The 25,985-nt window shown below is 73.5% G+C and carries 22 protein-coding genes and 1 pseudogene; 17 read left to right on the top strand and 6 right to left on the bottom strand.

Annotated features, from left to right (window positions below; translation table 11 throughout):
• Positions 1–52 precede the first annotated feature (52 nt).
• Entirely contained in the window at positions 53–1,042 is a 990-nt protein-coding gene (gene corA, locus ACFTWP_RS21310) for a magnesium/cobalt transporter CorA (protein ID WP_380266200.1), read from the bottom strand.
• Positions 1,043–1,234: 192 nt separating this feature from the next.
• On the opposite strand from corA, the gene ACFTWP_RS21305 reads away from it, so the two are divergent.
• The 6 genes from ACFTWP_RS21305 to mshC all read left to right on the top strand — a co-directional run bounded on the left by ACFTWP_RS21305 (position 1,235) and on the right by mshC (position 7,215).
• Positions 1,235–1,933 carry a histidine phosphatase family protein gene (locus ACFTWP_RS21305; RefSeq protein ID WP_380266199.1) on the top strand — a complete coding sequence of 233 codons (699 nt, stop codon included), beginning with the start codon at positions 1,235–1,237 and terminating at the stop codon, positions 1,931–1,933.
• 162 nt (positions 1,934–2,095) lie between these two features.
• Positions 2,096–2,671, top strand: a complete 576-nt coding sequence (locus ACFTWP_RS21300; RefSeq protein ID WP_380266198.1) for a DUF3090 domain-containing protein — start codon at positions 2,096–2,098, stop codon at positions 2,669–2,671.
• Positions 2,672–2,790: 119 nt separating this feature from the next.
• Positions 2,791–3,588, top strand: coding sequence for an SCO1664 family protein (locus ACFTWP_RS21295; protein ID WP_380266288.1), 798 nt, complete (start codon positions 2,791–2,793; stop codon positions 3,586–3,588).
• A gap of 55 nt (positions 3,589–3,643) precedes the next feature.
• Positions 3,644–4,591 (top strand): AraC family transcriptional regulator, encoded by a 948-nt coding sequence (locus tag ACFTWP_RS21290; protein ID WP_380266197.1) that lies wholly within the window; start codon positions 3,644–3,646, stop codon positions 4,589–4,591.
• Between the two features lie 168 nt (positions 4,592–4,759).
• Positions 4,760–5,656: a carbohydrate-binding protein gene (locus ACFTWP_RS21285; RefSeq protein WP_380266196.1), complete on the top strand. Its 897-nt coding sequence runs from the start codon at positions 4,760–4,762 to the stop codon at positions 5,654–5,656.
• 329 nt (positions 5,657–5,985) lie between these two features.
• The gene (gene mshC, locus ACFTWP_RS21280) at positions 5,986–7,215 is read left to right on the top strand and encodes a cysteine--1-D-myo-inosityl 2-amino-2-deoxy-alpha-D-glucopyranoside ligase (RefSeq protein ID WP_380266195.1); all 1,230 of its coding nucleotides are present in this window, start codon (positions 5,986–5,988) and stop codon (positions 7,213–7,215) included.
• Positions 7,216–7,362: 147 nt separating this feature from the next.
• On the opposite strand, the gene ACFTWP_RS21275 is transcribed toward mshC, so the two are convergent.
• Positions 7,363–8,328 (bottom strand): PAC2 family protein, encoded by a 966-nt coding sequence (locus ACFTWP_RS21275; protein WP_380266194.1) that lies wholly within the window; start codon positions 8,326–8,328, stop codon positions 7,363–7,365.
• A gap of 333 nt (positions 8,329–8,661) precedes the next feature.
• Between ACFTWP_RS21275 and ACFTWP_RS21270 the strand changes: the two genes are divergently transcribed.
• The 4 genes from ACFTWP_RS21270 to ACFTWP_RS21255 all read left to right on the top strand — a co-directional run bounded on the left by ACFTWP_RS21270 (position 8,662) and on the right by ACFTWP_RS21255 (position 11,659).
• Positions 8,662–9,675, top strand: coding sequence for a LacI family DNA-binding transcriptional regulator (locus tag ACFTWP_RS21270; RefSeq protein WP_380266193.1), 1,014 nt, complete (start codon positions 8,662–8,664; stop codon positions 9,673–9,675).
• A 397-nt stretch (positions 9,676–10,072) separates the two neighbouring features.
• Positions 10,073–10,621 (top strand): SRPBCC family protein, encoded by a 549-nt coding sequence (locus ACFTWP_RS21265; protein WP_380266192.1) that lies wholly within the window; start codon positions 10,073–10,075, stop codon positions 10,619–10,621.
• Positions 10,622–10,727: 106 nt separating this feature from the next.
• On the top strand, positions 10,728–11,090 hold the full coding sequence (locus tag ACFTWP_RS21260; protein WP_380266191.1) for a DUF1304 domain-containing protein: 363 nt from the start codon (positions 10,728–10,730) through the stop codon (positions 11,088–11,090).
• Positions 11,087–11,659 carry a TetR/AcrR family transcriptional regulator gene (locus ACFTWP_RS21255; RefSeq protein ID WP_380266190.1) on the top strand — a complete coding sequence of 191 codons (573 nt, stop codon included), beginning with the start codon at positions 11,087–11,089 and terminating at the stop codon, positions 11,657–11,659. The genes ACFTWP_RS21260 and ACFTWP_RS21255 overlap by 4 nt, the downstream gene beginning before the upstream one ends.
• Before the next feature lie 16 nt (positions 11,660–11,675).
• On the opposite strand, the gene ACFTWP_RS21250 is transcribed toward ACFTWP_RS21255, so the two are convergent.
• Positions 11,676–12,743 carry a hypothetical protein gene (locus ACFTWP_RS21250; protein WP_380266189.1) on the bottom strand — a complete coding sequence of 356 codons (1,068 nt, stop codon included), beginning with the start codon at positions 12,741–12,743 and terminating at the stop codon, positions 11,676–11,678.
• Positions 12,744–12,884: 141 nt separating this feature from the next.
• On the opposite strand from ACFTWP_RS21250, the gene metH reads away from it, so the two are divergent.
• The 3 genes from metH to ACFTWP_RS21235 all read left to right on the top strand — a co-directional run bounded on the left by metH (position 12,885) and on the right by ACFTWP_RS21235 (position 19,632).
• Complete coding sequence (gene metH / locus ACFTWP_RS21245) at positions 12,885–16,388, top strand: methionine synthase (RefSeq protein ID WP_380266188.1); 3,504 nt, start codon at positions 12,885–12,887, stop codon at positions 16,386–16,388.
• A gap of 210 nt (positions 16,389–16,598) precedes the next feature.
• Positions 16,599–17,303: an HAD family hydrolase gene (locus tag ACFTWP_RS21240; protein ID WP_380266187.1), complete on the top strand. Its 705-nt coding sequence runs from the start codon at positions 16,599–16,601 to the stop codon at positions 17,301–17,303.
• Between the two features lie 718 nt (positions 17,304–18,021).
• On the top strand, positions 18,022–19,632 hold the full coding sequence (locus ACFTWP_RS21235) for an ABC transporter substrate-binding protein (protein WP_380266186.1): 1,611 nt from the start codon (positions 18,022–18,024) through the stop codon (positions 19,630–19,632).
• Positions 19,633–19,814: 182 nt separating this feature from the next.
• Here ACFTWP_RS21235 and ACFTWP_RS21230 read toward each other — a convergent pair whose 3' ends face one another.
• Positions 19,815–20,486 carry a response regulator gene (locus ACFTWP_RS21230; RefSeq protein ID WP_380266185.1) on the bottom strand — a complete coding sequence of 224 codons (672 nt, stop codon included), beginning with the start codon at positions 20,484–20,486 and terminating at the stop codon, positions 19,815–19,817.
• Positions 20,487–21,476, bottom strand: coding sequence for a RecB family exonuclease (locus ACFTWP_RS21225; RefSeq protein WP_380266184.1), 990 nt, complete (start codon positions 21,474–21,476; stop codon positions 20,487–20,489).
• 183 nt (positions 21,477–21,659) lie between these two features.
• On the opposite strand from ACFTWP_RS21225, the gene ACFTWP_RS21220 reads away from it, so the two are divergent.
• The 3 genes from ACFTWP_RS21220 to ACFTWP_RS21210 all read left to right on the top strand — a co-directional run bounded on the left by ACFTWP_RS21220 (position 21,660) and on the right by ACFTWP_RS21210 (position 24,813).
• A complete protein-coding gene (locus tag ACFTWP_RS21220; protein ID WP_380266183.1) occupies positions 21,660–22,871 on the top strand; it encodes a site-2 protease family protein in 1,212 nt (403 codons plus the stop codon).
• Between the two features lie 151 nt (positions 22,872–23,022).
• Positions 23,023–23,991, top strand: coding sequence for a tRNA (adenine-N1)-methyltransferase (locus ACFTWP_RS21215; RefSeq protein WP_380266182.1), 969 nt, complete (start codon positions 23,023–23,025; stop codon positions 23,989–23,991).
• 222 nt (positions 23,992–24,213) lie between these two features.
• The gene (locus ACFTWP_RS21210) at positions 24,214–24,813 is read left to right on the top strand and encodes a hypothetical protein (protein WP_380266181.1); all 600 of its coding nucleotides are present in this window, start codon (positions 24,214–24,216) and stop codon (positions 24,811–24,813) included.
• Positions 24,814–25,025: 212 nt separating this feature from the next.
• Here the strand turns inward: ACFTWP_RS21210 and ACFTWP_RS21205 are convergent, their stop codons facing one another.
• Positions 25,026–25,331, bottom strand: a complete 306-nt coding sequence (locus tag ACFTWP_RS21205) for a ferredoxin (RefSeq protein ID WP_380266180.1) — start codon at positions 25,329–25,331, stop codon at positions 25,026–25,028.
• A 283-nt stretch (positions 25,332–25,614) separates the two neighbouring features.
• Between ACFTWP_RS21205 and ACFTWP_RS21200 the strand changes: the two are divergent.
• Positions 25,615–25,985 (top strand): annotated as a pseudogene (locus tag ACFTWP_RS21200) (proteasome ATPase); the annotation flags it as partial.

Genomic DNA, 25,985 nt, shown 5'->3' with positions numbered 1-25,985 from the left:
CCATCGGCCGCCGCACCCGGCCGCCGCTCCGGCCCCGGCCGGGCGCCCGGCGCTACAGCCAGTTGCTCCGTTTGAACACCCGGTGCAGCACCAGGCAGACGGTGGCCATCAGCACCAGCACCCCGGGGTACCCCCAGGACTGCCGCAGCTCCGGCATGTAGTCGAAGTTCATCCCGTACACGCCGGCGATCAGGGTCGGGACGGCGGCCAGCGCGGCCCAGGCCGAGATCTTCCGCATGTCGCAGTTCTGCTGCACGCTGACCTGCGCCAGGCTGGCGTTCAGGATGTCGGTGAGCAGCCGGTCCATGCCCTCGACCTGGTCGTTGACCCGGCTGAGGTGGTCCGCGACGTCCCGCAGGTACGGCAGGGCGTCGGCCTGCACGACCGGCTCCCCGCCCTGGGCGAGGCGCAGCATCGGCTCCTGCAGCGGGCCGGTGGCCCGGCGCACGGTCACCAGCTGCCGCTTGAACCCGTAGATCCGCTCGGCGATGCCGCCGGCCGGGCGGCCGGGCGCGAACACGTCGGCCTCCAGCTCGTCCAGGTCCGACTCCAGCGCGGTGACGACCTCCAGGTAGCGGTCCACCACGGCGTCGCAGACCGAGTGCAGGACGGCGTCGGGGCCGTGGCGCAGGATCTCCGGCTGCTTCTCCAGGTGCGCCCGCAGCCCGCTCAGGGGGCTGTCCGTACCGTGCCGGACGGTCATCACGAAGGCGTCCCCGGCGAAGATCATGATCTCGCCGGTGCTGACCGCCTGGGTCCCCTCCAGGTGGCCGATCGTCTTGAGCGCCATGAAGAGCGAGTCCTGGTAGGCCTCCAGCTTGGGCCGCTGGTGGGCGGTCACCGCGTCCTCGATGGCCAGCGGGTGCAGCCCGAACTCCTCGCTGACCAGGTCCAGCTCGCCGGTGGTCGGCTCGTAGAGCCCTATCCAGACGAAGCTGTCGCCGGATGCCCGGGCCGCGGCGAGGGCGTCCGAGTAGTCCTCGGGCCCGTCGACACGGTGGCCGTCGCGGTAGGTGGCGCAATCGACGATCATGCCGGACATTCTCCCGTCTCCCCGGCCGGACCGGTATCGGATCCGCTGAAAGCGCACCGTGCCGTTACACGCCCGCCCCGACGGCGGCAGCCCGGGCCGCCCGCGCGTTCCCGCCCGTCACACCCGTCCCGCCCTCACCCCGCCCGGGCCCCCGCCGCACCCTGTGCCGGCTCGCCGGGGGCAGGCCGTAGGCTTGGCCCCATGCCCACCCTGTTGCTCGTGCGCCATGGCCGCTCCACCGCGAACACGGCCGGAATCCTGGCCGGTTGGACCCCCGGTGTGGCCCTCGACGACACCGGACGCGTCCAGGCCGCCGCGCTGGCCGGGCGCCTGACCGGGCTGCCGATCGCCCACGCGGTCAGCAGCCCGCTGGAGCGCTGCCGGCAGACCCTGGAGCCGTTGCTGGCCGGCCGCCCCGAGCTGGCCGCACCGGCACTGGACGAGCGGCTCGGCGAGTGCCACTACGGCGAGTGGACCGGCCGCCCGCTCTCCGAACTGGCCACCGAACCCCTCTGGCGCACCGTGCAGGACCACGCGGCGGCCGCCGCCTTCCCCGGCGGGGAGTCGCTGCGCGAGCTCAGCCACCGGACGGTCACCGCCGTCCGGGAGTGGAACGAGAAGATCGCCGTCGAGCACGGCGAGGACGCCGTCTGGATCGCCTGCTCGCACGGCGACGTGATCAAGGCGGTGGTCGCCGACGCGCTCGGCCTGCACCTGGACCACTTCCAGCGGATCAACGTCGAGCCCTGCTCGGTCACCGCGATCCGCTACACCCCGCAGCGTCCGTTCGTGCTGCGGATGGGGGACACCGGCGACCTCTCCTCGCTGGCCCCGAGGCAGGGCCACCCGGGCGCCCCGGCGGGCGACGCCGTGGTCGGCGGCGACACCGGCGCGCGCTGACCGGGCCCACCGGGTCACGGGCTCCCGCCCCGAGCCCGGCGCCCAGGCCGTAGGGTGACAGTCGGGCCCCGTCCGCACGACGGCCCGGCGGGTACCGCGGCGAGTACCACGCGGTGCCGGCAGCCGAATGATGACGACGCCAGAACGATCCGGAGCGAGAGCGTGCCCCGTCAGGTCTTCTTCTACGACCAGCCCGAACGGTTCGTGGCCGGCACCGTCGGCCAGCCCGGCGCCCGGGCGTTCTACCTGCAGGCCAGCGCCCGAGGCCGGATCACCAGCGTGCTGCTGGAGAAGACCCAGGTCGCGGCGCTCGCCGAGCGCATCGAGGAGGTCCTCGACGAGGCCCTGCGGCGCAGTGGCGGCGATGCCGCCATCCCCGCCGGCGCCCCGGTGGACCTGATCGACACCGCGCCGCTGGACCTCCCGCTGGAGCAGGAGTTCCGGGTCGGCACCATGGCCCTGGCCTGGGACAGTACCGACTCCTGTCTGGTGGTCGAGGCCCAGGCGGTCGTCGAGGGCGACGAGGAGGCCGACGAGGACGGCACCGAGCAGGTCTTCGAGGACGAGGAGAACGGCCCCGACATGCTGCGGGTGCGGCTCAGCGGCGCGATGGCCCGGGTGTTCGCCAAGCGGGCGCTCGACCTGGTCGCCGCGGGCCGCAGGCCCTGCCCGTTCTGCAACCTGCCGCTCGACCCCGAGGGCCACCTGTGCCCGCGCGCGAACGGGTACCGGCGCTGAACGCCGACGCTCCGGCCGGGGCGGACCAGGAGGCACCCGTGGACGATCCCTCGCAGGCGTCCGGGAGCGACCCCGAGCCCGGGTCCGTCCCCGAGGCCGACCCGGTGGCGGGCGCCGCCCTGGCCGCCGACGCCCCGGCCGCCCTGCGGCTGCTGCGCCACGGCGAGCTCACCGTCCACGGCCGGCTCACCGACGCCTCCAACGCGGCCCTGTACTGCTCCGCGACGCTGGACGGCGTCACGGCCCAGTGCGTCTACAAGCCGGTCGCCGGCGAGCGCCCGCTCTGGGACTTCCCCGACGGCACGCTGGCCGGCCGCGAAGTCGCGGCGTACGAGGTGTCGGCCGCCAGCGGCTGGGCGTTGATCCCGCCCACCCTGCTGCGCGACGGGCCGCACGGGCCCGGCATGGTCCAGCTCTGGGTCGAGCCCGATCCGGCCGCCGCCCCGCTGCTAGCCCTGCAGGACCCGGCCGGTCCCGAGGAGGGCTGGCTGCCGATCGTCCGGGCCGAGGTCGGCGGCGGCCGTACCGCGCTGCTGGTGCACCCCGACGACGCCCGGCTGCGCCGGCTCGCCGTGCTGGACGCCGTCCTGAACAACGCCGACCGCAAGGGCGGGCACCTGATCCCCGCCGCCGACGGCCGCGTCTACGGCATCGACCACGGGGTCACCTTCGCCGTCCCGGGCAAGCTCAGGACGCTGCTCTGGGGCTGGGCGGGCACCGCGCTGCCGGCCGAGGCCCTGGAGGTCCTCGGCGGGCTCGCCGCGGCGCTCGACGGGGAGCTCGGCGAGCGCCTGGCCCCGCACCTGACCCGGGCCGAGATCGCCGCCGCCGCCGACCGGACGGCCGCGCTGATCCGCACCGCGACGCACCCGCTGCCCTCCGAGGACTGGCCTTCCATCCCCTGGCCACCGGTCTAGACCTCATCGCCCCCGCACCCTGGACGCCCGCCCGGGCGGGGCACAGACTGCAGCGGTGGACTGTTCAGGGGGCGGCGACGGCGACGAGCGGGAGGCGGCGGGCCGCCGCAGGCGGGAGGCGGTGCCGCGGCACGACCTGGAGGTGCCCGCCCCGCACGTCCTCCCGTTCGCCATCGGCTCCTTCGACACCATCGGGCCGCTCTCCCGGGCCGGGTTCCCGCACCGGCACTCGTTCTACGAGCTGGTCTACGTCACCGGCGGCCGGGGCGCCCACGTCCTGGACCTCGTGCACCGGCCGCTGCGGCCCCCGCACCTGTGCGTGATCACGCCGGGCCAGGTGCACTACTGGGACGGCGCCGAGGGGCTCACCGGGTGGGTCGCGCTGTTCAACGAGGACTTCCTGCTCGACCACCCGGAGGACGCCGCCGCCCTGCGGCTGCTCGCCGGCAGCCCGTGGCTGCACCCCGGGGTCGAGGCCGACGCCCTGGCGGCCCTCTTCGCCGAACTGGAGCGGGAGTACGGCTCCGCGTTGCCCGGGCACGCCGGCGTGCTGCGCGCCTACCTGCACATCCTGGTGGTCCGCGCGGCCCGGGCGCTCGCCCAGGAGCCGCCGCAGCCGGCCGGCCGGGCGGCCGAGCTGGCCGCCCGGTTCACCCTGCTGGTCGCGGCCGAGGGCCCGGTGGAGCGGCAGGTGGCCTGGTACGCGCGGGAGCTGGGGGTGTCGGTCGGGCACCTGCACAGCCTGCTCAAGGAAGCGACCGGCCGGACACCGGGTCAGCTGATCCGCAACCGGCAGACGCTGGAGGCCAAGCGGCTGCTGCTGAGCACCGACCTGACGGTGCGCCAGGTCGCCCGCGAGGCGGGCTTCGCGGACCCGGCGTACTTCTGCCGCTTCTTCCGGCGGGAGACCGGCGTGACGCCGGGTGAGTTCCGCACGGGGGGCGCAGAAAAGCACCACGATCCCAGGATCCCGTCCATCGCGACCCCGCCGGCCCGCCCGTAGGTTGGCTGCAGCTCCCCACCACGGTCCCGCCGGGGGTGGCACCGTGGCGCTCGGGAGGCGCCGCGGTCCATCCCGGCGCACGGCCGGCGCCGGGCTCCTTGCCTGTCATGCGCATGCCTTATCCGGGGCGTGCGACCCACCATCCCCACCACCCGAAGGAGTCGGTGCATGTCCCCCACAGACGCCCGCGACCCCCGAGACACCGCGGACGGGCGCGAGGCCCCCGACCGCCTGATCAGTCGCAAGACCGTGCTCAAGGCGGCCGTGCTGGCCGGTGCCACGCCGCTCCTGATCGGCGGCGGAGTCGCCCTCGCCCGGGACCTCGGCCCCGGCGGCGGCCCGCTCGCCCTCACCCCCAGCTGCGACGACGGCGACCACCCCACCATCGAGCAGACCGAGGGCCCGTACTTCAAGCCGAACTCCCCGCTGCGCACCTCACTGGTGACCGCGGGCACCCCGGGGACGCCGCTGACGGTCAGCGGGTACGTCTTCGGACGGGCCTGCCTGCCGATCGCCGGTGTCCTGCTCGACTTCTGGCAGGCCGACGTGAACGGGGCCTACGACAACGTCGGATTCACCTTCCGCGGCCACCAGTTCACCGACGCCCGGGGCGCGTTCAGCCTGACCACCATCGTCCCCGGCCTGTACCCGGGCCGGACCAGGCACATCCACGTCAAGGTGCAGGCCCCGGGCCGGCCCGTCCTGACCACCCAGCTGTACTTCCCCGGCGAGCCGCGCAACAGCACCGACACGATCTACGATCCGGCGCTGCTGATGACCGTGCAGCAGGTCGGCTCGGGGCGTCAGGGCACCTTCGACTTCGTCCTCAACGTGCCGCAGACGCCGTCCCCGTCCGGCAGCCCCAGCAGCAGCCCGACCAGTGCGTCGCCGCGGCCCACCCAGAGCCCCACCGCCCAGCCGTCCGGGACCTGGCAGGCGGGCACCGTCTACGCGGCCGGTGACCGCGTCACCTACGGCGGGGTCGCCTACCGCTGCCTCCAGGGGCACACCGCGATGACCGGGTGGGAGCCGCCGAACGTCCCCGCGCTCTGGCAGCGCGGCTGACGGCCGGGAGCTGACGGCCGGGGGTCGACGGCCGGGCGCGACGGTGCCTCGATCGGTCCAACCGTCCGTCCGCCCGCCCGGCAGTCGGCCGGCCCGCCCGGCGGCCCCGCCCCCCCGCGGGCCCGCCGGGCGGGCCGGCGCGCTCCGGGTGGGCCCCGGGTGCCCCGCCCCACGGACAGCCCGGCGGTGGCCGGACGGCAGGGCCCCACACCCCGCCGGCCGGCCCGCCGTCGGGCCCCGTACCGTCCGGTCGGTCGGTGCGAACGGATTCCGGCCGATCTCGCACACTGGTTAGGCTTTCAAATGATCGCAAGGTTAGAGTCGGTTCCATGCATGCCTGGCCCGCCTCCGAGGTTCCCGCCCTGCCTGGTCAGGGGCTCCCCCTTCGTATCCACGACACCGCCGCGGGCTGTATCCGGGAGGTCGTGCCGCAGGACGGCACCGCCCGGATCTACGTCTGCGGAATCACCCCCTACGACGCGACCCACATCGGCCACGCCGCCACCTACAACACCTTCGATCTCGTGCAGCGCGTCTGGAAGGACGCCGGCCATGAGGTCCTGTACGTGCAGAACGTCACCGACGTGGACGACCCGCTGCTCGCCCGTGCCGTCGAGACCGGCCAGGACTGGGTGGCCCTCGCCGAGCGTGAGACCGCGCTCTTCCGCGAGGACATGACGGCGCTGCGGATGCTCCCGCCGGCCCACTACATCGGCGCCGTCGAGTCGATCCCGTGGATCGTCCCGCTGGTGCAGAAGCTCCTGGCGAGCGGCGCCGCGTACGACCTGGACGGCGACATCTACTTCTCGGTCGAGTCGGACCCGCGCTTCGGCGAGGTCTCCGGACTCACCCGCGAGGAGATGCGTCCGGTCTTCGCCGAGCGCGGCGGCGACCCGGAGCGCCCCGGCAAGAAGCACCCGCTGGACGCGCTGCTCTGGCTCGCGGCCCGACCCGGCGAGCCCGCCTGGGACACCGAGCTCGGCCACGGCCGGCCCGGCTGGCACATCGAGTGCGTCGCGATCGCCCTGAAGTACCTGGGCATGTCGTTCGACATCCAGGGCGGCGGCAGCGACCTCTCCTTCCCGCACCACGAGATGGGCGCCGCGCACGCCCAGATCGCCACCGGCGAGCACCCCTACGCCCAGGCGTACGTGCATGCCGGTCTGGTCGGGCTGGACGGGCACAAGATGTCCAAGTCCCGGGGCAACCTGGTCTTCGTCTCCACCCTGCGCCGTGAGGGCGTGGACCCGGCGGCGATCCGCCTGGCCCTGCTCGGCCACCACTACCGGACCGACTGGGAGTGGACCAAGGCCACCCTGGACGAGGCCCAGGAGCGGCTGGCCCGCTGGCGTGCGGCCGTCTCCCGCCCTGACGGTCCGTCCGCGGACGCCCTGCTCGCGGACGTCCGCGCGGCGCTGGCCGAGGACCTGGACACGCCCACCGCGCTGGCCGCGGTGGACCGTTGGGCCGAGGCGCAGGCCGCGACCGGCGGTGACGACATCGGCGCGCCCGGCCTGGTCTCGCGGACGGTGGACGCGCTGCTCGGCGTCGCACTGTAGGGCCGGCGCGCTGCTCGGCGTCGCACGGTAGGGCCGGCGCGCTTCCCGGCGTCGGCCTGTCGGGCCGGCCCGCTGCCCGTGGAACGCCGAAGGGGCGTCAGGAGATCCTGACGCCCCTTCGGCGTGTCCGGTGTGCCGGTGCGCGGCTCAGTCCTCGGTGCCCGCCTCGGGCTCGTCCTCGCCGGTCTTGGTGTCGGTGGCGCCGGGCTCCGGCTCGGCCGGCCGCTCGGCGGTGGCGTGGCCGGCGACCGGCTTCTCGCCGGTCGGGCCCAGGTTCTCCCGGCGGCGCAGGTAGCGCTCGAACTCGCGGGCGATGGCGTCGCCGGACGCCTCCGGGAGCTCGGCGGTGTCCTGGGCCTCCTCCAGCTGCTGCACGTACTCGGCCACCTCGCTGTCCTCGGCGGCCAGCTGGTCCACCCCGAGCTGCCAGGCCCGGGAGTCCTCGCCGAGCTCGCCCGGCGGGATCCGCAGGTCGAGCAGGTCCTCCAGCTTGTTGAGCAGCGCGAGGGTCGCCTTGGGGTTCGGCGGCTGCGCGACGTAGTGCGGCACGGCCGCCCACAGCGTCACGGCCGGCACCCCGGCGTGGGTGCAGGCCTCCTGGAGCACGCCGACGATGCCGGTCGGGCCCTCGTAGCGGCTCTCCTCCAGGTCCAGGGTGCGGGCCAGGTCGGGGTCGGAGGTGACCCCGCTGACGGGCACCGGGCGGCTGTGCGGGGTGTCGCCCAGCAGCGCGCCGAGGATCACCACCAGCTCGACGCCCAGCTCGTGGGCGAAACCGAGCAGCTCGTTGCAGTAGGAGCGCCAGCGCATGCTGGGCTCGATGCCGCGCACCAGCACCAGGTCCCTGGTCTTCGGCTCGGTGACCCGGACCACCGAAAGCCGGGTGGTCGGCCAGGTGATCCGGCGGATGCCGCCGTCCAGCCAGACGGTCGGCCGGTTCACCTGGAAGTCGTAGTAGTCCTCCGCGTCCAGGGCGGCGAAGACCTTGCCGCTCCAGGTCTCGTCCAGATGGGCCACGGCCGCCGAGGCCGCGTCACCGGCGTCGTTCCAGCCCTCGAAGGCGCACACCATCACCGGGTCGATCAACTCGGGAACATCTTCCAGCTCGATCACCCAGCGTCTCCCTCCGGTCGGCCGGCGGCCGTGCGCCCGGCCCTCCCGGGCCTGCAAGGGCGCCGTTGGCCGGCTGCCGACTGTCGAACCTCTCCACCCATGGAGCCGCTCGCCCCATGGTCCCTACCTGCCCAGCCTACGGGCTTTGATGCCTGCGGCAGGTGCCGGACGGCAGGCCCGGAGGGTCATTTTGCGGGAGTGCCGGGTGTCGATCCAACGGTTAAAGGGGCAGCTCCGCGGGCAGGCGTGCCCGGTTGCCCCGCTGGTCCGGGCCGGATGGAGGTTTGCAATTTTTCGCAAGGAAATTGCGCTTTCCGTCGTATACTCGCAAACATGACACGACGACTTGCTCAGGTGGCCCAGAAGGTCGGGGTGAGCGAAGCCACGGTCAGCCGTGTGCTGAACGAGAAGCCCGGCGTCTCGGAGGCGACCAGGGCCGCGGTGCTGACGGCGCTCGACGTCCTGGGGTACGAGCGGCCCACCCAGTTGCGCGGCGAGCGGGCCCGGCTGGTCGGCCTGGTGCTGCCCGAGCTGCAGAACCCGATCTTCCCGGCCTTCGCCGAGGTGGTCGGCGGGGCGCTCGCGGGCCAGGGCTTCACGCCCGTGCTCTGCACCCAGACGGCCGGCGGCGTGTCCGAGGCGGACTACGTCGACCTGCTGCTGGAGCAGCACGTCTCCGGGGTGGTCTTCTTCGGTGGCCTCTACGCCCAGCAGGACGCCCCGCACGAGCACTACGACCGGCTCGCGGAGCGCAGCCTGCCCACGGTCCTGCTGAACGCGGCGATCGACGACCTGGACTTCCCCCGGGTCTCCTGCGACGACGCGGTGGCGGTCGAGCAGGCGATCGGCCACCTCAAGCAGCTCGGCCACCGGCGGATCGGCATGGTGCTCGGCCCGGCCGACCACATGCCCTCCCGCCGCAAGCTGGCGGCGGCCCGGGCCGCCGCCGAGCGGGCCGGCCTGGAGCTGCCGGACGAGCTCGTCGAGCGCGCCCTGTTCAGCCTGGAGGGCGGCCAGGCCGCGACCACCCGGTTGCTGCGGCGCGACGTCACCGGCATTGTCTGCGCGAGTGACCCGCTGGCGCTCGGCGCGGTGCGGGCCGTGCGCCGCGCCGGCCTCTCCGTGCCGGACGACGTGTCGGTGATCGGGTACGACGACTCCGCGTTCATGACCTGCACGGACCCGCCGCTGACCACCGTCCGGCAGCCGATCGAGGCGATGGGCCGGGCGGCCGTCGAACTGCTCGCGGGGGAGATCGCGGGCGTCAAGGTCACCCACGACGAGCTGCTCTTCGAGCCCGAGCTGGTGGTCCGCGGCTCCACGGCGCCGGTCCGGGTGCGGGTCTGACGTCCGAAGGCAACGGCGGCCCGGTAGTGCGAGCGGGTCCGTGAGGGAGGGCGGGTGCTTCGGCGCCCGCCCTCACTGACGTCTACGGGCTGACGTCTACGGGCTGACGTCTACGGCGCTGACGTGTACGGGGCTCACGCGTACGGCCTCACGACCACGGGTCTCACCGACCGCCGCCCCGGTCGTCCGGGATCCGGCGCTCCGCGATCGGCCGGTTGCGTGATCCGGTGGCGCTCGTGCGGCCGGCCGTCGGTGCCCGCGCCCGGCCCGCTACGGCACTCCGCCCCCGCCGGCGCCCGGCTCCGACCCGTGCCCGTCGCCATCCGCGCCCGGGTCGGCGCGGGGCCGGAGTCACGCGATGATGGAGTCAGGGGGCCGGACGGCAGAGGAGGAAGCCGTGCCGACGAGATGGCCGCTGATCGTCCTCGGGGTGCCGGTTGCGATCGGCGCGACGGTGTTCGCGCTCGGCCGCCGCCTGCCGCTGGAGCACCGGGCCCGCAGGTCGCTGGAGGTGCACCGGCCGCCCGCGGTGGTCTGGGACGCCCTCACCGACATCGACCGCTACCCGCTCTGGCGGCCCGGTGTGCACCGGGTGGAGCGCCTGCCGGACGACGCCGGCCGGGTCTGCTGGCGCGAGTACGCGAGCCACGGTGACATCGCCTACGAGCTGGTGGACGCGACCGAGCCGCTGCGGCTGGTCACCGCGATCGCCGATCCGCGGCTGCCGTTCGGCGGCACCTGGACGTACGAGATCACTCCGTGGCCGGGCGGCTGCACCGTCTGCATCGTCGAGCGGGGCGAGATCCGGAACCCCTTCTACCGCTTCGTCGCGCGCTACCTGACCGGGTACACCGCGGCGCTGGAGCGCTACCTCGCCGCACTGGCGGTGCACCTCGGCGCGGAGCGCCGGGACACCGCGGAGCGCCGCCGCGACGCCCGTACGTGACCCGGGACACCCGCCGGGGCATGGCATTCCTGGACACCTGTCCATAAACTGTGGACAGGTGTCCATCAGGATGCCCCGACGCTGTCCCGAAAGGCGGTGAGTGGTCGTGCAGACCACCGCGAACGTGCTGGTCGGCCTGGTGGCCGCGCTCCACGGCTACATCCTGGTGCTGGAGATGTTCCTGTGGCAGCGCCGGCCCGGCCGCGAGCTGTCCGGCTTCGACGCCGAGACCGCCCGCCTCACCGCGCCGCTCGCCGCCAACCAGGGTCTGTACAACGGCTTCCTCGCGGCGGGACTGCTCTGGGGCCTGATCGCCGCCGACCCCACCGGCTACCGTGTGCAGGTGTTCTTCCTGAGCTGCGTCCTGGTCGCGGGCCTCTACGGCGGCGCCACCGCCAACCGGCGGATCCTCCTCGCCCAGGCACTGCCCGGCGCCGTCGCCCTGGGCGCCGTCCTGGTGGCCGGATGACCGAGGCCCGTCCGCCGGCAGCCGACCCCCGGGCCGAACGCACCCGGGAGCGGCTGCGGCTGGCCCTGCTCGCGGAGTGCGCCGAGCGCCCGCTCGCCGCGGTCAGCGTCTCCGCCGTGGTCCGCCGGGCGGGGCTCGGCCGGGCCACCTTCTACCTGCACTACGAGGACCTCCAGGCCCTCGCGGTGGACGCCTGCGCCGAGGTGGTCCGGCAGGCCGTGGACGCCCTGCACGCCTGGCGCGGGCTGCCGGACCCGGCCGCGCCGCCGCCGGCCCTGGCCGCGTTCTTCACCGACGCGGCGCTACACGGCACGCTCTACCGCAGCCTGCTGGGCCCCGGCGGCAGCGGCCCGCTGGGGGAGCTGCTCCACCGGGAGCTGCGCGAGCGCAGCCGCACCGAGCGCGAACTCGCCGGCGCCCGGCACGCCGACCTGGTCGCCACCGCGGTGGCGGCCACCTTCACCGGCGTCCTGGCCGACTGGCTGCACGAGCGGGTCGAGGCCGAGCCCGGCACGATCGCCGCCGACGTCTGGCGGCTGCTGATCGCGCTGCACCGGGCGGTGCCCTGAGGCTCCCGCCGGCCGGTCAGCCGACCCAGCCGTCGCGGTAGGCCGACCAGTGCTCGGGGGTGGAGGCGAAGTCCACGTACAAGGCGAGGCCGAAGGCCTGCCGGGTCGGGTCGTTGCGGCCGAGCGAGAGCCGGGCCCCTCGCACCGCGGCCCGGACGGTCTCCGCCGAGCCGTAGTGGCCCCACTTGTCCTCCCAGAAGGCGGGCAGCCCCATCAGCAGGTCGACCCCGGGCGGGGTCACCTCCAGCGCGAGCGTGGTCTGCTGGGCGACGTACCCGCCGTAGAGCGACTCCAGCACCATGCTGGTGTCGTACGACATCACCGCGATCTGGTCCACCCGGCGGGCGGTCTCGGCGAAGTACGCCTGGGACCACCACTTGCCGTGGCCGCTGAGGCCGGTGGTCAGCACGTGCAGGCCGGGCAGCGGGTCGATCTGCGGGGCGGCCACCGACAGCGGCACGCCGCGGCCGGAGGTGACGGCCCGCACCTGGTCGAGCAGGGCCAGCCAGCCCCGCGAGCCCGGGCGGATCGGCTCCATGTCGAAGTGGACGCCCTCGAAGCCGAGGTCCAGCACCTGCCGGGCCGAGGCGGTGACCCGGTCGCGCGAGGCGGCGTCCTCCAGGTCCAGCCCGGTCTTCTCCGGCTCCACCACGTCGCCCAGCCAGGACTGCACCCGCACGCCGGGCATCGCCCGGTGCACGGCCCCGACGAACCAGGCGGCCCGCGGGTGGAGGGCGGCCGGCAGGCTGCCGTCGTGCTCCAGCGGGCCGGTGTGCACGTACAGGTCGCGGATCCCGGTGCCGGCGAGGCGCCGCGCCAGCGCGGTGACGTCCTCCTCACCCTTTCGGCCGTCGACCCAGGCGTGGCCCAGCCAGACGGCGTCCCGGCCCCGGGTGCGGGCCCCGTCGGCCGGGTCGCCCGCGTACTGCAGCCGCAGGGCGACGGCGGCCGAACCCACCGGGAGCACCAGCACACCCAGTGCCACCAGCACGGCGAGCAGGCTCCGGCGGGTGCGCGACAGCCTCCGCCAGCGGGCCCGCGCGGCCCCCGCCGCGCGCCTCGGCCGTCCCAGGATCGACGTCATTTCCAGTCCCCCGTCTTGATCGAACGCTCAGGATACGAAACGGTCCGCCGGTCTCCGGGCGCGGACGGATACCCTGGCCAGGTGCGTCCCCGACTCAGCGGGGCGCAAAGCCGACAGCCGTCGCACCCAGGGAGAAGCCCCATGGCCACTGCAGCCACCCCGTCCACCGTCCAGCAGGAGCGCGCGAGCGCCCTGCGTGAAGCCCTCGTCACCCGGGTCGTGGTGGCGGACGGCGCGATGGGCACCATGCTCCAGGCGCAGGACCCGACCCTGGAGGACTTCCAGGACCTGGAGGGCTGCAACGAGGTCCTCAACATCACCCGCCCCGACATCGTGCGCTCCGTCCACGAGGCGTACTTCGCGGTGGGCGTGGACTGCGTGGAGACCAACACCTTCGGTGCCAACCTTTCGGCGCTGGGTGAGTACGACATCCCGGAGCGGATCTTCGAGCTCTCCGAGGCGGGCGCCCGGATCGCCCGCGAGGTGGCCGACTCCTACGAGGACGGACGCACCCGCTGGGTGCTCGGTTCGATCGGGCCGGGCACCAAGCTGCCGACGCTCGGCCACATCCCTTACGCGACCGTGCGGGAGGGGTTCCGGCAGAACGCGGCCGGCCTGATCGCGGGCGGCGCCGACGCGCTGCTGGTGGAGACCAGCCAGGACCTGCTGCAGACCAAGGCGGCCGTCCTGGGCAGCAAGCAGGCGCTGGCCGACGCCGGGCTGGACCTGCCGCTGATCGTCCAGGTCACCGTGGAGACCACCGGGACCATGCTGCTGGGCTCCGAGATCGGCGCCGCGCTGACCGCGCTGGAGCCGCTGGGCGTCGACTACATCGGGCTGAACTGCGCCACCGGCCCCGCCGAGATGAGCGAGCACCTGCGCTACCTGGCGAAGAACGCCCGGGTCGGCCTCTCCTGCATGCCGAACGCCGGTCTGCCGGTGCTGGGCAAGGACGGCGCGCACTACCCGCTGACCCCCGCCGAGCTGGCCGACGCGCACGACGTCTTCACCCGCGAGTACGGCCTCTCGCTGGTCGGCGGCTGCTGCGGCACCACCCCCGAGCACCTGCGCCAGGTGGTCGAGCGGGTGCGCGGGCGCGAGATCGCCCCGCGGGACCCGCAGCCCGAGCCGTCCGCCTCCTCGCTCTACCAGTCGGTGCCGTTCCGCCAGGACACCTCCTACCTGGCGATCGGCGAGCGGACCAACGCCAACGGCTCCAAGAAGTTCCGCGACTCGATGCTGGCCGGCGACTGGCAGGCCTGCGTGGAGATCGCCCGCGAGCAGATCCGCGACGGCTCCCACCTGCTGGACCTCTGCGTCGACTACGTCGGCCGCGACGGCGTCGCCGACATGAAGGAGATCGCCGGCCGGCTGGCGACCGCCTCCACCCTGCCGATCGTGCTGGACTCCACCGAGACGGACGTGCTCCGGGCCGGACTGGAGATGCTGGGCGGCCGCGCGCTGCTGAACTCGGTGAACTACGAGGACGGCGACGGCCCGGACACCCGCTTCGGCAAGGTCGCCGCCCTCGCCCGGGAGCACGGCGCCGGCCTGGTCGCGCTGACCATCGACGAGGAGGGCCAGGCCCGGACCGCCGAGAAGAAGGTGGCGATCGCCGAGCGGCTGATCGAGCAGCTGGGCCGCGAGTACGGCGTCGCCGAGTACGACATCCTGGTCGACTGCCTGGCCTTCACCCTGGGCACCGGGCAGGAGGAGTCGCGCCGCGACGGCGTGGAGACCATCGAGGCGATCCGCGAGCTCAAGCGCCGCCACCCGGCCGTGCAGACCACGCTGGGCCTGTCCAACATCTCCTTCGGCCTCTCCCCGGCGGCCCGCCAGGTGATCAACTCGGTGTTCCTGCACGAGTGCGTCGAGGCCGGACTGGACTCGGCGATCGTGCACGCCTCCAAGATCCTGCCGATGGCCCGGATCCCCGAGGAGCAGCGCAAGGTCGCCCTCGACCTGGTCTACGACCGCAGGTCCGAGGGCTACGACCCGCTGCAGCGGCTGCTGGAGCTGTTCGAGGGCGTCTCGGCGGCCTCCAGCGCGGCGTCCAAGGCGGAGGAACTGGCGGCGCTGCCGCTGGAGGAGCGCCTGCAGCGGCGGATCATCGACGGCGAGCGCAAGGGCCTGGAGGCGGACCTCGACGAGGCGCTGACCGAGCGTCCGGCGCTGGAGATCGTCAACAGCACGCTGCTGGCCGGCATGAAGGTGGTCGGCGAGCTGTTCGGCTCGGGCCAGATGCAGTTGCCGTTCGTGCTCCAGTCGGCGGAGGTCATGAAGACCGCCGTCGCCCACCTGGAGCCGCACATGGAGAAGTCCGACGACGAGGGCAAGGGCACCATCGTGCTGGCCACCGTCAAGGGCGACGTCCACGACATCGGCAAGAACCTGGTCGACATCATCCTGTCGAACAACGGCTACACCGTCGTGAACCTGGGCATCAAGCAGCCGGTCTCGGCGATCCTGGACGCCGCGCAGGAGCACCGGGCCGACGTGATCGGCATGTCCGGCCTGCTGGTGAAGTCCACCGTGATCATGAAGGAGAACCTCCAGGAGCTCAACCAGCGGGGGCTCTCGGCGGACTTCCCGGTGATCCTCGGCGGCGCCGCCCTGACCCGGGCCTACGTCGAGCAGGACCTGCACGAGATCTACGAGGGCGAGGTCCGCTACGCCCGGGACGCCTTCGAGGGACTGCGCCTGATGGACGCGCTGATCGCGGTCAAGCGCGGGGTGCCCGGCGCGAGCCTGCCGGAGCTGAAGCAGCGCCGGCACGCCCGGGTCGAGGTCGTGGAGGAGCAGGAGGAGAACCTCGGCCAGATCCGCTCGGACGTCGCGGTCGACAACCGGGTGCCCGAGCCGCCGTTCTGGGGCGACCGGATCGTCAAGGGCATCCCGTTCGCCGACTACGCCTCCTGGCTGGACGAGGACGCGCTGTTCAAGGGCCAGTGGGGCCTGAAGGCGGCGCGCAGCGGCGAGGGCCCCTCGTACGAGGAGCTGGTGGAGACCGAGGGCCGGCCGCGGCTGCGGATGTGGCTGGACCGGCTGCAGACCGAGGGCTGGCTGGAGGCGGCCGTGGTCTACGGCTACTACCCGGCCGCGTCCAAGGGCGACGACCTGCTGGTCTACAACGAGGACGGCAGCGAGCACACCCGGTTCACCTTCCCGCGCCAGCGGCGCGGGCGCCGGCTCTGCCTGGCGGACTTCTTCCGCCCGGAGGAGTCGGGCGAGAAGGACGTGCTGGGCCTGCAGGTGGTCACCATGGGCAACCGGATCTCGGAGGCCGCCAACGAGCTCTTCAAGGCCGACGCCTACCGCGACTACCTGGAGCTGCACGGCCTGTCCGTCCAGCTGGCGGAGGCGCTCGCCGAGTTCTGGCACGCCCGGGTCCGCTTCGAGCTGGGCTTCTCCGGCGAGGACCCGCAGGACGTCAAGGACATGTTCGCGCTGAAGTACCGCGGCGCCCGGTTCTCGCTCGGCTACGGGGCCTGCCCCGAGCTGGAGGACCGCGCCAAGATCGCCGAGCTGCTGAAGCCGGAGCGGATCGGCGTGGTGCTCTCCGAGGAGTTCCAGCTCCACCCGGAGCAGTCCACCGACGCGATCGTCATCCACCACCCGGAGGCGAAGTACTTCAACGCGCGCTGACCCGCCGACGCCGGGGGCGGCCCGAACCGCCCGCCCCCGGTGCGTGGGTGTCAACGCGCGGTAACCCGGGTGTCGCACAGCGTTCGCCGCATTTCGACGAACCGGGCGTATCCTGGATCATCCTGAACGGGCCGGTCCGCTCACCAGCGGGCCGGCCCGTGCCATCCCCGGAGGCAGATCCGGGTGTGCGCGAACGGAAGGACTCCCACCATGACGACCATCTCCACCGCCACCCGCGTCCTCGACCACGGCGACGGGCCAGGCCTGCAGGCGGTGCTGCTGGACATGGACGGGACCCTGGTCGACACCGAGGACTTCTGGTGGCAGGCGGAGGTGTCGCTGTTCGCCGAGCTGGGCCACGCGCTGGACGAGAACGACCGGGCGCACGTGGTGGGCGGTCCGATGACACGGGTGATCGACTACCTGCTCTCCAGCACCGGGGTGGACCTCGCGCCGGCCGACCTCACCACGCTGATCAACCAGCGGTTCGTGGACCTGCTGGCCGGCGGGGTGCCGCTGATGCCGGGTGCCGAGCGGCTGCTCAACACGCTGGCCGCGCACGGGGTCCCGGCGGCGCTGGTGTCGGCCTCGCACCGGCACATCATCGACATCGTGCTGGCCACCCTCGGCACCCACCACTTCGCCTTCTCGCTCGCGGGCGACGAGGTGCCGCGCACCAAGCCGCACCCGGACCCGTACCTGGAGGCGGTCCGCCGCTTCGGGGCCGAGCCCGCCCGCTGCGTGGTGGTGGAGGACGCCCCGACCGGGGTGGCGTCGGCCGAGGCGGCCGGCTGCCCGGTGATCGCGGTGCCCTCGGTGGCGGTGATCGAGCCCGCTCCCGGCCGGCTGGTGCTGCCCTCGCTGGAGCTGGTCGACCTGGACGTCCTGCGGTCGCTGGTGGCCTCGCGGGTGTGACGCACGCCTGACGGTGTGACGGGCCCGGCGTCCGGCCGTCCTGGTGCCCGACGGCCTGGAAGGGTGACGGTCCGGGGGCAGCGGCGCCCGTGACGGCCGGTCGGCCCCGGGCCGGCCGCCGCGTGACGGCCGGTCGACGTGCCGGTCGACGTGCGGGTCCGGCCGGGCGGTGGCGGGCTGACGGGCCGACGGGTGCGGGTCTCGCGGACGGCGTCGCGGGCCGACGTCACCGGGACCGTCCCGGGCGGTGCCCGGGTGCGAGGGCCTGATCCGACCGGCCGCGTCCTATCCCTCGCACTTGTGTGATTGTCGTCTCATTGTCAACCTCCCCTACTGGTCGGTAGCCCCCGGTTGTTGACGGGACGTGCCCCTCGTCCGGGGAGAAATCGGGCATTGGCTGACAACTCGTCGGTTCGAGTGCGCCCTCGCCCCTCGGAGGGTCTCGATCCGGCCCCGCACGGGTGGGGGCGATCCGTGGCCGATGTGGCACGCTACTTCCGATCGATTCCCCTCAGCGGTCGCCACCAGCCGAGCCACCACGCCCGGCCGGCAGATCGCTGTGGCCCCACACCCTCACGCCGTGCCACCACCGAAGACGGGCAACCCCGTCCGGTCCGTGGTCGCGCGGCATCCGGCCACACCGCACTCCCGATCGGGAGAGCCTGCGCGGAGGCCACCGGCAGACACCGCCGGCCGCACCGAGAAGGACGCCACCCCCATGACTTCAGCTCAACGACTGGCAGCGCTCACCTGTGCCGGACTGGTCGCCACCACGGTCGCGGGCTGCGGCTCGGTCACCAAGGCCGTCACCGGCTCCGACCCGGGTGGGGCGATCGTGATGGGGACGACCAGCGTCACCAACGTGCTGGACCCGGCGGGTGCCTACGACAACGGCTCCTGGCTGCTGCTGCACAACACCTTCCAGTCCCTGCTGAAGTTCCCGGCCGGCAGCTCCGCGCCGAGCCCGGACGCCGCGCAGTCCTGTGAGTTCACCGGGAGCGACGCCACCACCTACCACTGCACCCTGCGGGCCGGCCTGAAGTTCTCCAACGGCCACCCGCTGACCGCCCAGGACGTGGTCTTCTCCATCGAGCGGATGAAGAAGATCAAGGACGACAACGGCCCGTCCTCGCTGCTCGACTCCATCACGTCGGTGCAGGCCAAGGGCGACACCGAGGTCACCTTCCAGCTCAGCCAGCCGGACGCGGTGCTGCCCGCCAAGCTGGCCAGCTCGGCCGGGGCGATCGTCGACCACCAGGTGTTCCCGGCCGACAAGCTGCTGCCCAACGACAAGCTGGTCGGCTCCGGTCCGTACAAGATCGACAGCGTCGAGACGATGGCCGCCGAGGGCGGCACCAAGGTGCCGGGCAAGGTCACGCTGGTCGCCAACGAGCAGTACAACGGCGACGAGAAGCTGCGGAACAAGAAGTTCACGCTGCGGTACTTCCTCAAGGGCGCCGACCTCAAGACCGCGCTGGACACCGGTGAGGTCGACCTCACCGACAACAGCCTCGACCCGGGTGCCGGCGCGCAGTACCTGGCGGACCAGCAGGCCGGCAAGACGGCGGTCCAGGTCGCCGACGGCGACAGCTCCGAGACCCGCTACCTGGCCTTCAACACCAAGGACGCCGTCACCGGCAACCCGGCCGTGCGCCAGGCGGTGGCCCAGCTGCTCGACCGCAAGGTGCTCGCCCGCGACGTCTACGCCCGCACCGTCCAGCCGCTGTACTCGGTGGTGCCCGCCGGGGTGGCCGGCCACAACACGGCCTTCTTCGACAAGTACGGCGACCCGGACGTCGCGAAGGCGAAGCAGATCCTCACCGCGGCCAAGGTCTCGCTGCCGGTCAAGATGAGCCTCACCTGGTCGCGGGCCCGGGCCGAGGGCGCCGAGGCCGCGGAGATCAAGAAGCAGCTGGAGGCCAGCGGCCTGTTCCAGGTCGCGGTCACCCAGGAGGCCGACTGGGACAAGTTCAAGAAGGGCTGGAAGGCCGGCACCTACCAGGCCTACACGATCGGCTGGACGGCCGACTACCCGGACGCGGACAACTTCGTCGCACCGCTGGTCGTCGACGGCGGCGCCTACCACACCGGCTGGAACGACGCCCGGATCAGCGACAAGCTGCTGCCGGAGAGCCTGAAGCAGGCCGACCGGGCCGCGGCCGGCGCCATCTTCGCGCAGATGCAGAACATCACCGCCGAGGGCGTGCCGCTGATCCCGATCTTCCAGGCGAAGTCCTTCTACGCCTCCCGCTCCAACATCACCGGCGTGGAGTCCACCGTCGACACCACCGGCGTGTTCCGGTTCTGGGAGATCGGCCGCAGCAAGTAGCCGCAGCGGCGCCGCGCAGACCGGTGGCCCGTCCGCTCCTCCTGGTGCAAGGGAGCGGACGGGCCACCCTCGTGTCCGCGCCCGGGCAGGACGCCCGCGGGCCGGCCCCGGGCGTCCTGCCCCGGGCCGGCCCGCGCGTGCTCCTGCGCACGTCCTGCCGCGAACGTCCTGCCGCGCACGTCCTACTGCGAGCCGGGGCGCACCAGCCCGCTCTCGTACGCGTACACCGCGGCCTGCACCCGGTCGCGCAGCTGAAGCTTGGTCAGCACGTGGCCGACGTGCGTCTTCACCGTCGTCTCGCTGACGAACAGTTCGGCCGCGATCTCGGCGTTCGACAGGCCGCGGGCGACCAGCCGCAGCACCTCCAGCTCACGCTCCGTCAGCGCGGTCAGGGCCTGCGGCGGCGCCTCGTCCCCGGAGGGGAGCTTGGTGGCGTACATGTCCAGCAGCCGCCGGGTGATGCTCGGGGCGAGCATCGCGGCGCCGTCGGCGACCACCCGGATCGCCTGCACCAGCTCCTCCGCCGGCACGTCCTTGAGCAGGAACCCGCTCGCCCCGGCGCGCAGCGCCTCGACCACGTACTCGTCCAGGTCGAAGGTGGTCAGCACCAGCACCTTGGCCGGGCCGTCCCGGCCCGGTCCGGCGATCCGGCGGGTGGCCTCGACGCCGTCCATCCGGGGCATCCGGATGTCCATCAGCACCACGTCGGGCTGCAGCGCCCGGACCTGGTCCAGCGCCTGCTGCCCGTCCCCGGCCTCGCCGACCACCACCAGGTCGGACTCGGCCTCCAGGATCATCCGGAAGCCGGTACGCAGCAGCGGCTGGTCGTCCACCAGCAGCACTCGGATCGTCACCTAGGACTCCTTGCTCGGGTGCTCGTCCGACCCCTGCGGCGCGGGCGCGGCGGGGTCGGCGGGGTCGGTTCGGGGGGTGTCGGCGGCCCGCGCGGCCGGGACGGCGCCGGCCGGCGGGCCGGTCAGCGGCAGCGGGTACGGCGGGGTGGTGCCGCCGAACTCCGGGCAGCTCGCCTTGTGGTCGCACCAGTCGCAGAGCCGGTTCCGGGTGGCCGGGAACTCCCCGGTCGCCACCGCCTGCGAGATGGTCTCCCAGAGCGCCGTCAGCTTGCGCTCGACGGCCCGCAGGTCCGCCTCGTCGGGGTCGTACGACACCACGTCGCCGCCCCCGCCCAGGTAGACGAGCTGGAGGCGCTTGGGGATCACGCCCTTCCAGCGCCACACCACCAGGGCGTAGAACTTCATCTGGAACATCGCCTTGCCCTCGAAGTCCCGCGAGGGCGCCCGGCCGGTCTTGTAGTCGACCAGCCGGACCTCACCGGTCGGCGCGACGTCCACCCGGTCGATGTAGCCGCGGAGCAGCAGCCCGGACTCCAGCGCCGTCTCCACGTACAGCTCGCGCTCGACGGGGTGCAGCCGGGTCGGGTCCTCCAGCCTGAACCACTGGCCGATCAGCTTCTCGGCGTCCGCCAGCCAGCGGGTCAGCGCGGCGCCGTCCGGCTCGCCGCCGCCCTCGCCGCCGGCGAACAGGCCGGCCAGCTCGGGGCGCTCGCCGAGCAGCCGCTCCCACTGCGGGCGCAGCAGCCCGAGCGCGCGCTCGGGCGTCCGCTCGGCGGCCGGGCTGTCGAAGAGCCGTTCCAGGACGGCGTGCACGAGGGTGCCGCGGGTGGCGGCGGAGCTCGGCGGCTCGGGCAGCTTGTCGATCACCCGGAGCCGGTAGAGCAGCGGACAGGTCAGGAAGTCCCCCGCACGCGACGGGGACAGCCCGGTCGGGGGCGCGGGCCGGCGGGCCGGCGCCTCGACGATCGGGCCGTGGTCGGTCTGGTGCATGCCCCGACCCTATGGCCCAGCGGTGTCATTCCGCTGCCACGGCGCTGACACCGGCGGCTCTGGAGCGGCCCCGGAACGGGTAGGAGTACCCCTGGGAGGGGCGGGCGCCGGATTCCGCCGGAGATCACGTAGCGTGGGCGGACGGCGCGGACACGACGGGGACGACGAGCTGAGGGGACACCGGTGAGCGACACCAGGGGGCAGCAGACCTCCGACCAGCCACCACCCGGCGGCGGCACACCGCGGCCCGGGGGCTCCGGCCCGCGCGGGGGCATCCTGATGGGCCGGCCCTTCGGCGTGCCGGTCTACGTCACCCCGTCCTGGTTCGTCATCGCCGCGCTGATCACCTGGATCTTCGGCGGCCAGCTCGCCCGGGTGCTGCCCGAGCTGGGCGGCACCCGCTACCTGGTCGCGCTCTCCTTCGCGATCGCCTTCTACGCCTCCGTACTGGTGCACGAGCTGGCGCACACGCTGGTCGCGCTGCGCTACAAGCTGGGCGTGCGCCGGATCCAGCTGCAGTTCCTCGGCGGCATCTCGGAGATCGAGAACGAGGCGCAGAGCCCGGCCCGGGAGTTCTGGCTGGCCTTCGTCGGGCCGCTGCTCTCGCTGGTGCTCGGCGGCGTCTTCCTGGCGGCCGGCCGGCTGGTGGACCTGTCCAGCGTCCCCGGCGTGCTGCTGGCCGGGCTGATGCTCAGCAACTTCGTGGTCGCCGCCTTCAACCTGCTGCCGGGCCTGCCGCTGGACGGCGGCCGGATGCTGCGCGCCGTCGTCTGGGGCCTGACCGGCCGCCCGATGGCCGGCACCGTGGCCGCCTCCTGGGCCGGGCGGGTGCTAGCCGTCGCCGTGCTGGTCGGCCTGCCCCTCTTCAGCGCCTCGCGGGACGGCGGCCAGCGCACCGGCACGGACACGCTCATCGACGCGGCGCTGGCCGCCGTGCTGGCCGCGATCATCTGGAACGGCGCGGTCGGCGGCCTGCGGGGCGCCCGGCTGAAGGAGGCCCTGCCCGGACTGCGGGTACGGGACCTCGCCCGCCGGGTGGTGCCGGTCACCGCCGACACCCCGCTCGGCGAGGCGCTGCGCCGGGCGCGCGAGGCCGAGGCCGGCGCGGTGCTGGTGGTCGACGGGCTGGGCGAGCCGCTCGCACTGGTCCGCGAGTCCGCGGTGCGCGCGGTGCCCGAGCACCGGCGCCCCTGGATCGCGGTCGGCGCCCTCGCCCGCGACCTGGAGCCGGGCCTGCGGCTGCCGGCCGACCTGGCCGGCGAGGACCTGCTCAGGGCCGTCCGGGCCACCCCCGCCAGCGAGTACCTGGTGGTCGAGGCGGACGGCTCCCCGTACGGGGTGCTGGCGCTGACCGACGTCGAGCAGCGGCTCACCAGGGCGGTCTCCGGCCACTGAGCGGCCGCGGCGCCCGGGTGGCGTCGGCAGCCGTGCCGGCGGCGGCGGCGGGCGGCTGCGGGGCGGCTGGCAGGGCCCCGCGGGGGCAGCGGCGTGGTCCGAGTGATCACTGTGGTCGGTGGGACGGCCGCCAGCCCTTAGAATTGTCCGCATGTCCGAACCGACCGGTGCCACCCGCCGACGCGGGCCCTTCCAGGTCGGGGACCAGGTCCAGCTGACCGACCCCAAGGGCCGCCACTACACGTTCACGCTCCAGGCCGGGAACCAGTTCCACACCCACAAGGGTGCGTTCCCCCACGACGAGCTGATCGGCGCCCCCGAGGGCACGGTCGTGCGCACCACGGGTAACGTCCCGTACCTCGCGCTGCGCCCCCTGCTCCCCGACTACGTCCTGTCCATGCCCCGCGGCGCCGCCGTGATCTACCCCAAGGACGCGGGGCAGATCCTAGCGATGGCCGACATCTTCGCCGGCGCCCGCGTGGTCGAGGCCGGCGTCGGCTCCGGCGCCCTCAGCACGTACCTGCTGCGCGCCGTCGGCGACACCGGCCTGCTGGCCTCCTACGAGCGCCGCCAGGACTTCGCGGACATCGCCAAGGGCAACGTCGAGCGCTACTTCGGCGGGCCGCACCCGGCCTGGAAGCTCACCGTCGGCGACCTCCAGGACAACCTGGTGGAGGCCGACGTCGACCGCGTCATCCTCGACATGCTGGCCCCCTGGGAGTGCCTGGACGTCGCCTCCAAGGCGCTCGTCCCCGGCGGTCTGATCTGCTGCTACGTGGCCACCACCACGCAGATGTCGCGGACCGTCGAGGCACTGCGCGACCACGGCACCTTCACCGAGCCGCAGGCCTGGGAGACCATGGTCCGCACCTGGCACCTGGAGGGGCTGGCCGTCCGCCCGGACCACCGCATGATCGGGCACACCGGCTTCCTGCTCACCTCCCGCCGCCTCGCCGACGGCGTCGAGCCGCCGCTGCGCCGCCGCCGCCCGGCCAAGGGCGCGTACGGCGAGGAGTACGACAACGGGTCGCCCGAGCAGAGCCTGCAGGAGCGGGCCGCGGCCCGTGCCGCGGCCAAGGCCGCGAACCCCGGGGCGACCGAGGCGCCGGACCTCGGCTGACCGCAGTGACGACACCGCGCGAGGGGCGGTACGACGGGCCGGAGCCCGCCGTACCGCCCCTCGCGTCCGTGCTGGTGGGGGACGCCGACGCGGCGTCCGACCCCCTGTCCGCGACGCCGTCGGCGTGTGGGACGATGCTCGCTCACGGACACCCACCGTGCCCGGACAGGGCACCGTACCGGTGGAGGGGAACGCCTGGTGGATGCAGCGGTCGGGACGGCGATGGCTGAGGGGACGACCGGGGGAGGGGCGCCGCCGCAGGCCGTGCCCGGACACGCCCGCCCGCGCATCGGGCACTGGGCGGTGGTGGCCGCCGGCTGCGCCGCCGTGGTGGCCGGCGGGCTCGCGGCGAACCCGGCGAACGGCACGCCGGGACCGGTGCGCCCGACCCTCGCCCCGAGGGCCCTGCCGGCCGCCGAGGCGCCGGATCCGGCCAAGGCCGAACTGCCCCTCGACTGCGGACCCTTCCCGGTGAAGATATCGGTGCACTTCGGCGCCGACCTGGGCGACGGGAAGCCGGGCACGGTGGCCGCCGCGCACTGCGACGCCGAGAACGGCACCCCGCCCGACGCGGTCTACCTGCTGGGACCGGGCCCGGCCGGTCGGCCGGTGGTGGTCGCGACCCTGCTCTCCGAGCAGGAGAACCTGACGGTCAGCCGACTGGCCCTGCGCAGCGACGGCGTCATCACCGGGCACGCCCAGGGCTATTCCTCCGACGACGTCCCGAGGTTCAGCCCGGACGTCTCACTCGACCTCACCTGGGCCCGCCAGAGCGGCCGCTGGACCCGCACCCAGACCCAGGCCCCGCCGGCCCAGGCCTGACACCCGCCGCACCCCCCGCAGGGCCGGCCCCGGCCCACTCGCACGGGCCCGCAGGGCGGTGACCTGCGGGCCGGTACAGAGCCGCGAGTGAGCCGAAGGGGCGCGCCGGTGCCGAGAGGAAGAGAGCGCGGGAGGGAGCGAAGCGACCGACGAAGCGACCGCCCGTTGGCACCGGATCAAAGCGGCCCGGAGGCGAACCGAGCCCCGATCAGTCAGCCGGCATCCGGCCCGTACACCTCGACCCGGTCGGCCACCCGCCGCACGTGGATGCAGTCGCCCGGGCACTCCTTGGCCGAGTCCACCACGTCCTGAAGTAGGGTCAGCGGTACGGGGGCGGTGTCGCCCGGCTGCTGGCGCAGTTCGTCGTCCGAGCCCTTCACGTACGCCAGCCCGTCGATGTCGAGCTCGAAGACCTCCGGTGCGTACTGCACACAGATGCCGTCACCGGTGCAGAGATCCTGGTCGATCCACACCTCCAGCGGCTCGCCCGCTGCCGTTGCCTCACCGGTCACCGACATGTCTCCTGCCGTTCTGTCCCGAGTCACCCCGTATTGAGGGGTAATCCCGCCGTTCGTACAACGATCCGACCGGTAGTCCTGGTCGCGATCGGATATCGACTCGCTCGACGATACATCTGGTCCGCTTTGGCCGGTGCGCGGTGGGTATCTCTTAAGCAGAGGGGAAGCACGCGAGGGCGAAGATCGGACACGCCCGTTCCATCTTTCTTGATCTAGGGGTTTACGGACCCCTGGTCCCAGGTAGGGTCTGGAAGCGTCCAGCTCCCCGGAGGAGGTGAGGACCGTGGCAGCCCACGATGACGACTACAACCGCAGCACCGGCAGGCCCGCTCGTGGTTCCGACGAGGCCGCTCAGGTCTCGTACCTCGAGCAGGAAATCGCTGTCCTGCGCCGCAAGCTCGCCGACTCGCCGCGCAATTCGAGAATCCTCGAAGAGCGGATCGTCGAGCTCCAGACCAACCTGGCCGGCGTGACCGCCCAGAACGAACGGCTCGCCTCCACCCTTCGGGAGGCCCGCGACCAGATCGTGGCCCTCAAGGAGGAAGTGGACAGGCTGGCTCAGCCCCCTGCCGGATTCGGGACCTTCCTCGACCAGAACGAGGACGGCACCGCAGACATCTTCACCGGCGGCCGCAAGCTGCGGGTCAACGTCAG

Origin of the sequence: Kitasatospora sp. NPDC057015, from assembly GCF_042673745.1 — a bacterium.
Lineage (GTDB): Bacteria > Actinomycetota > Actinomycetes > Streptomycetales > Streptomycetaceae > Kitasatospora.
Note: the sequence above shows the minus strand (reverse complement) of the source record. Positions and strands in the feature narration are given on the sequence as shown.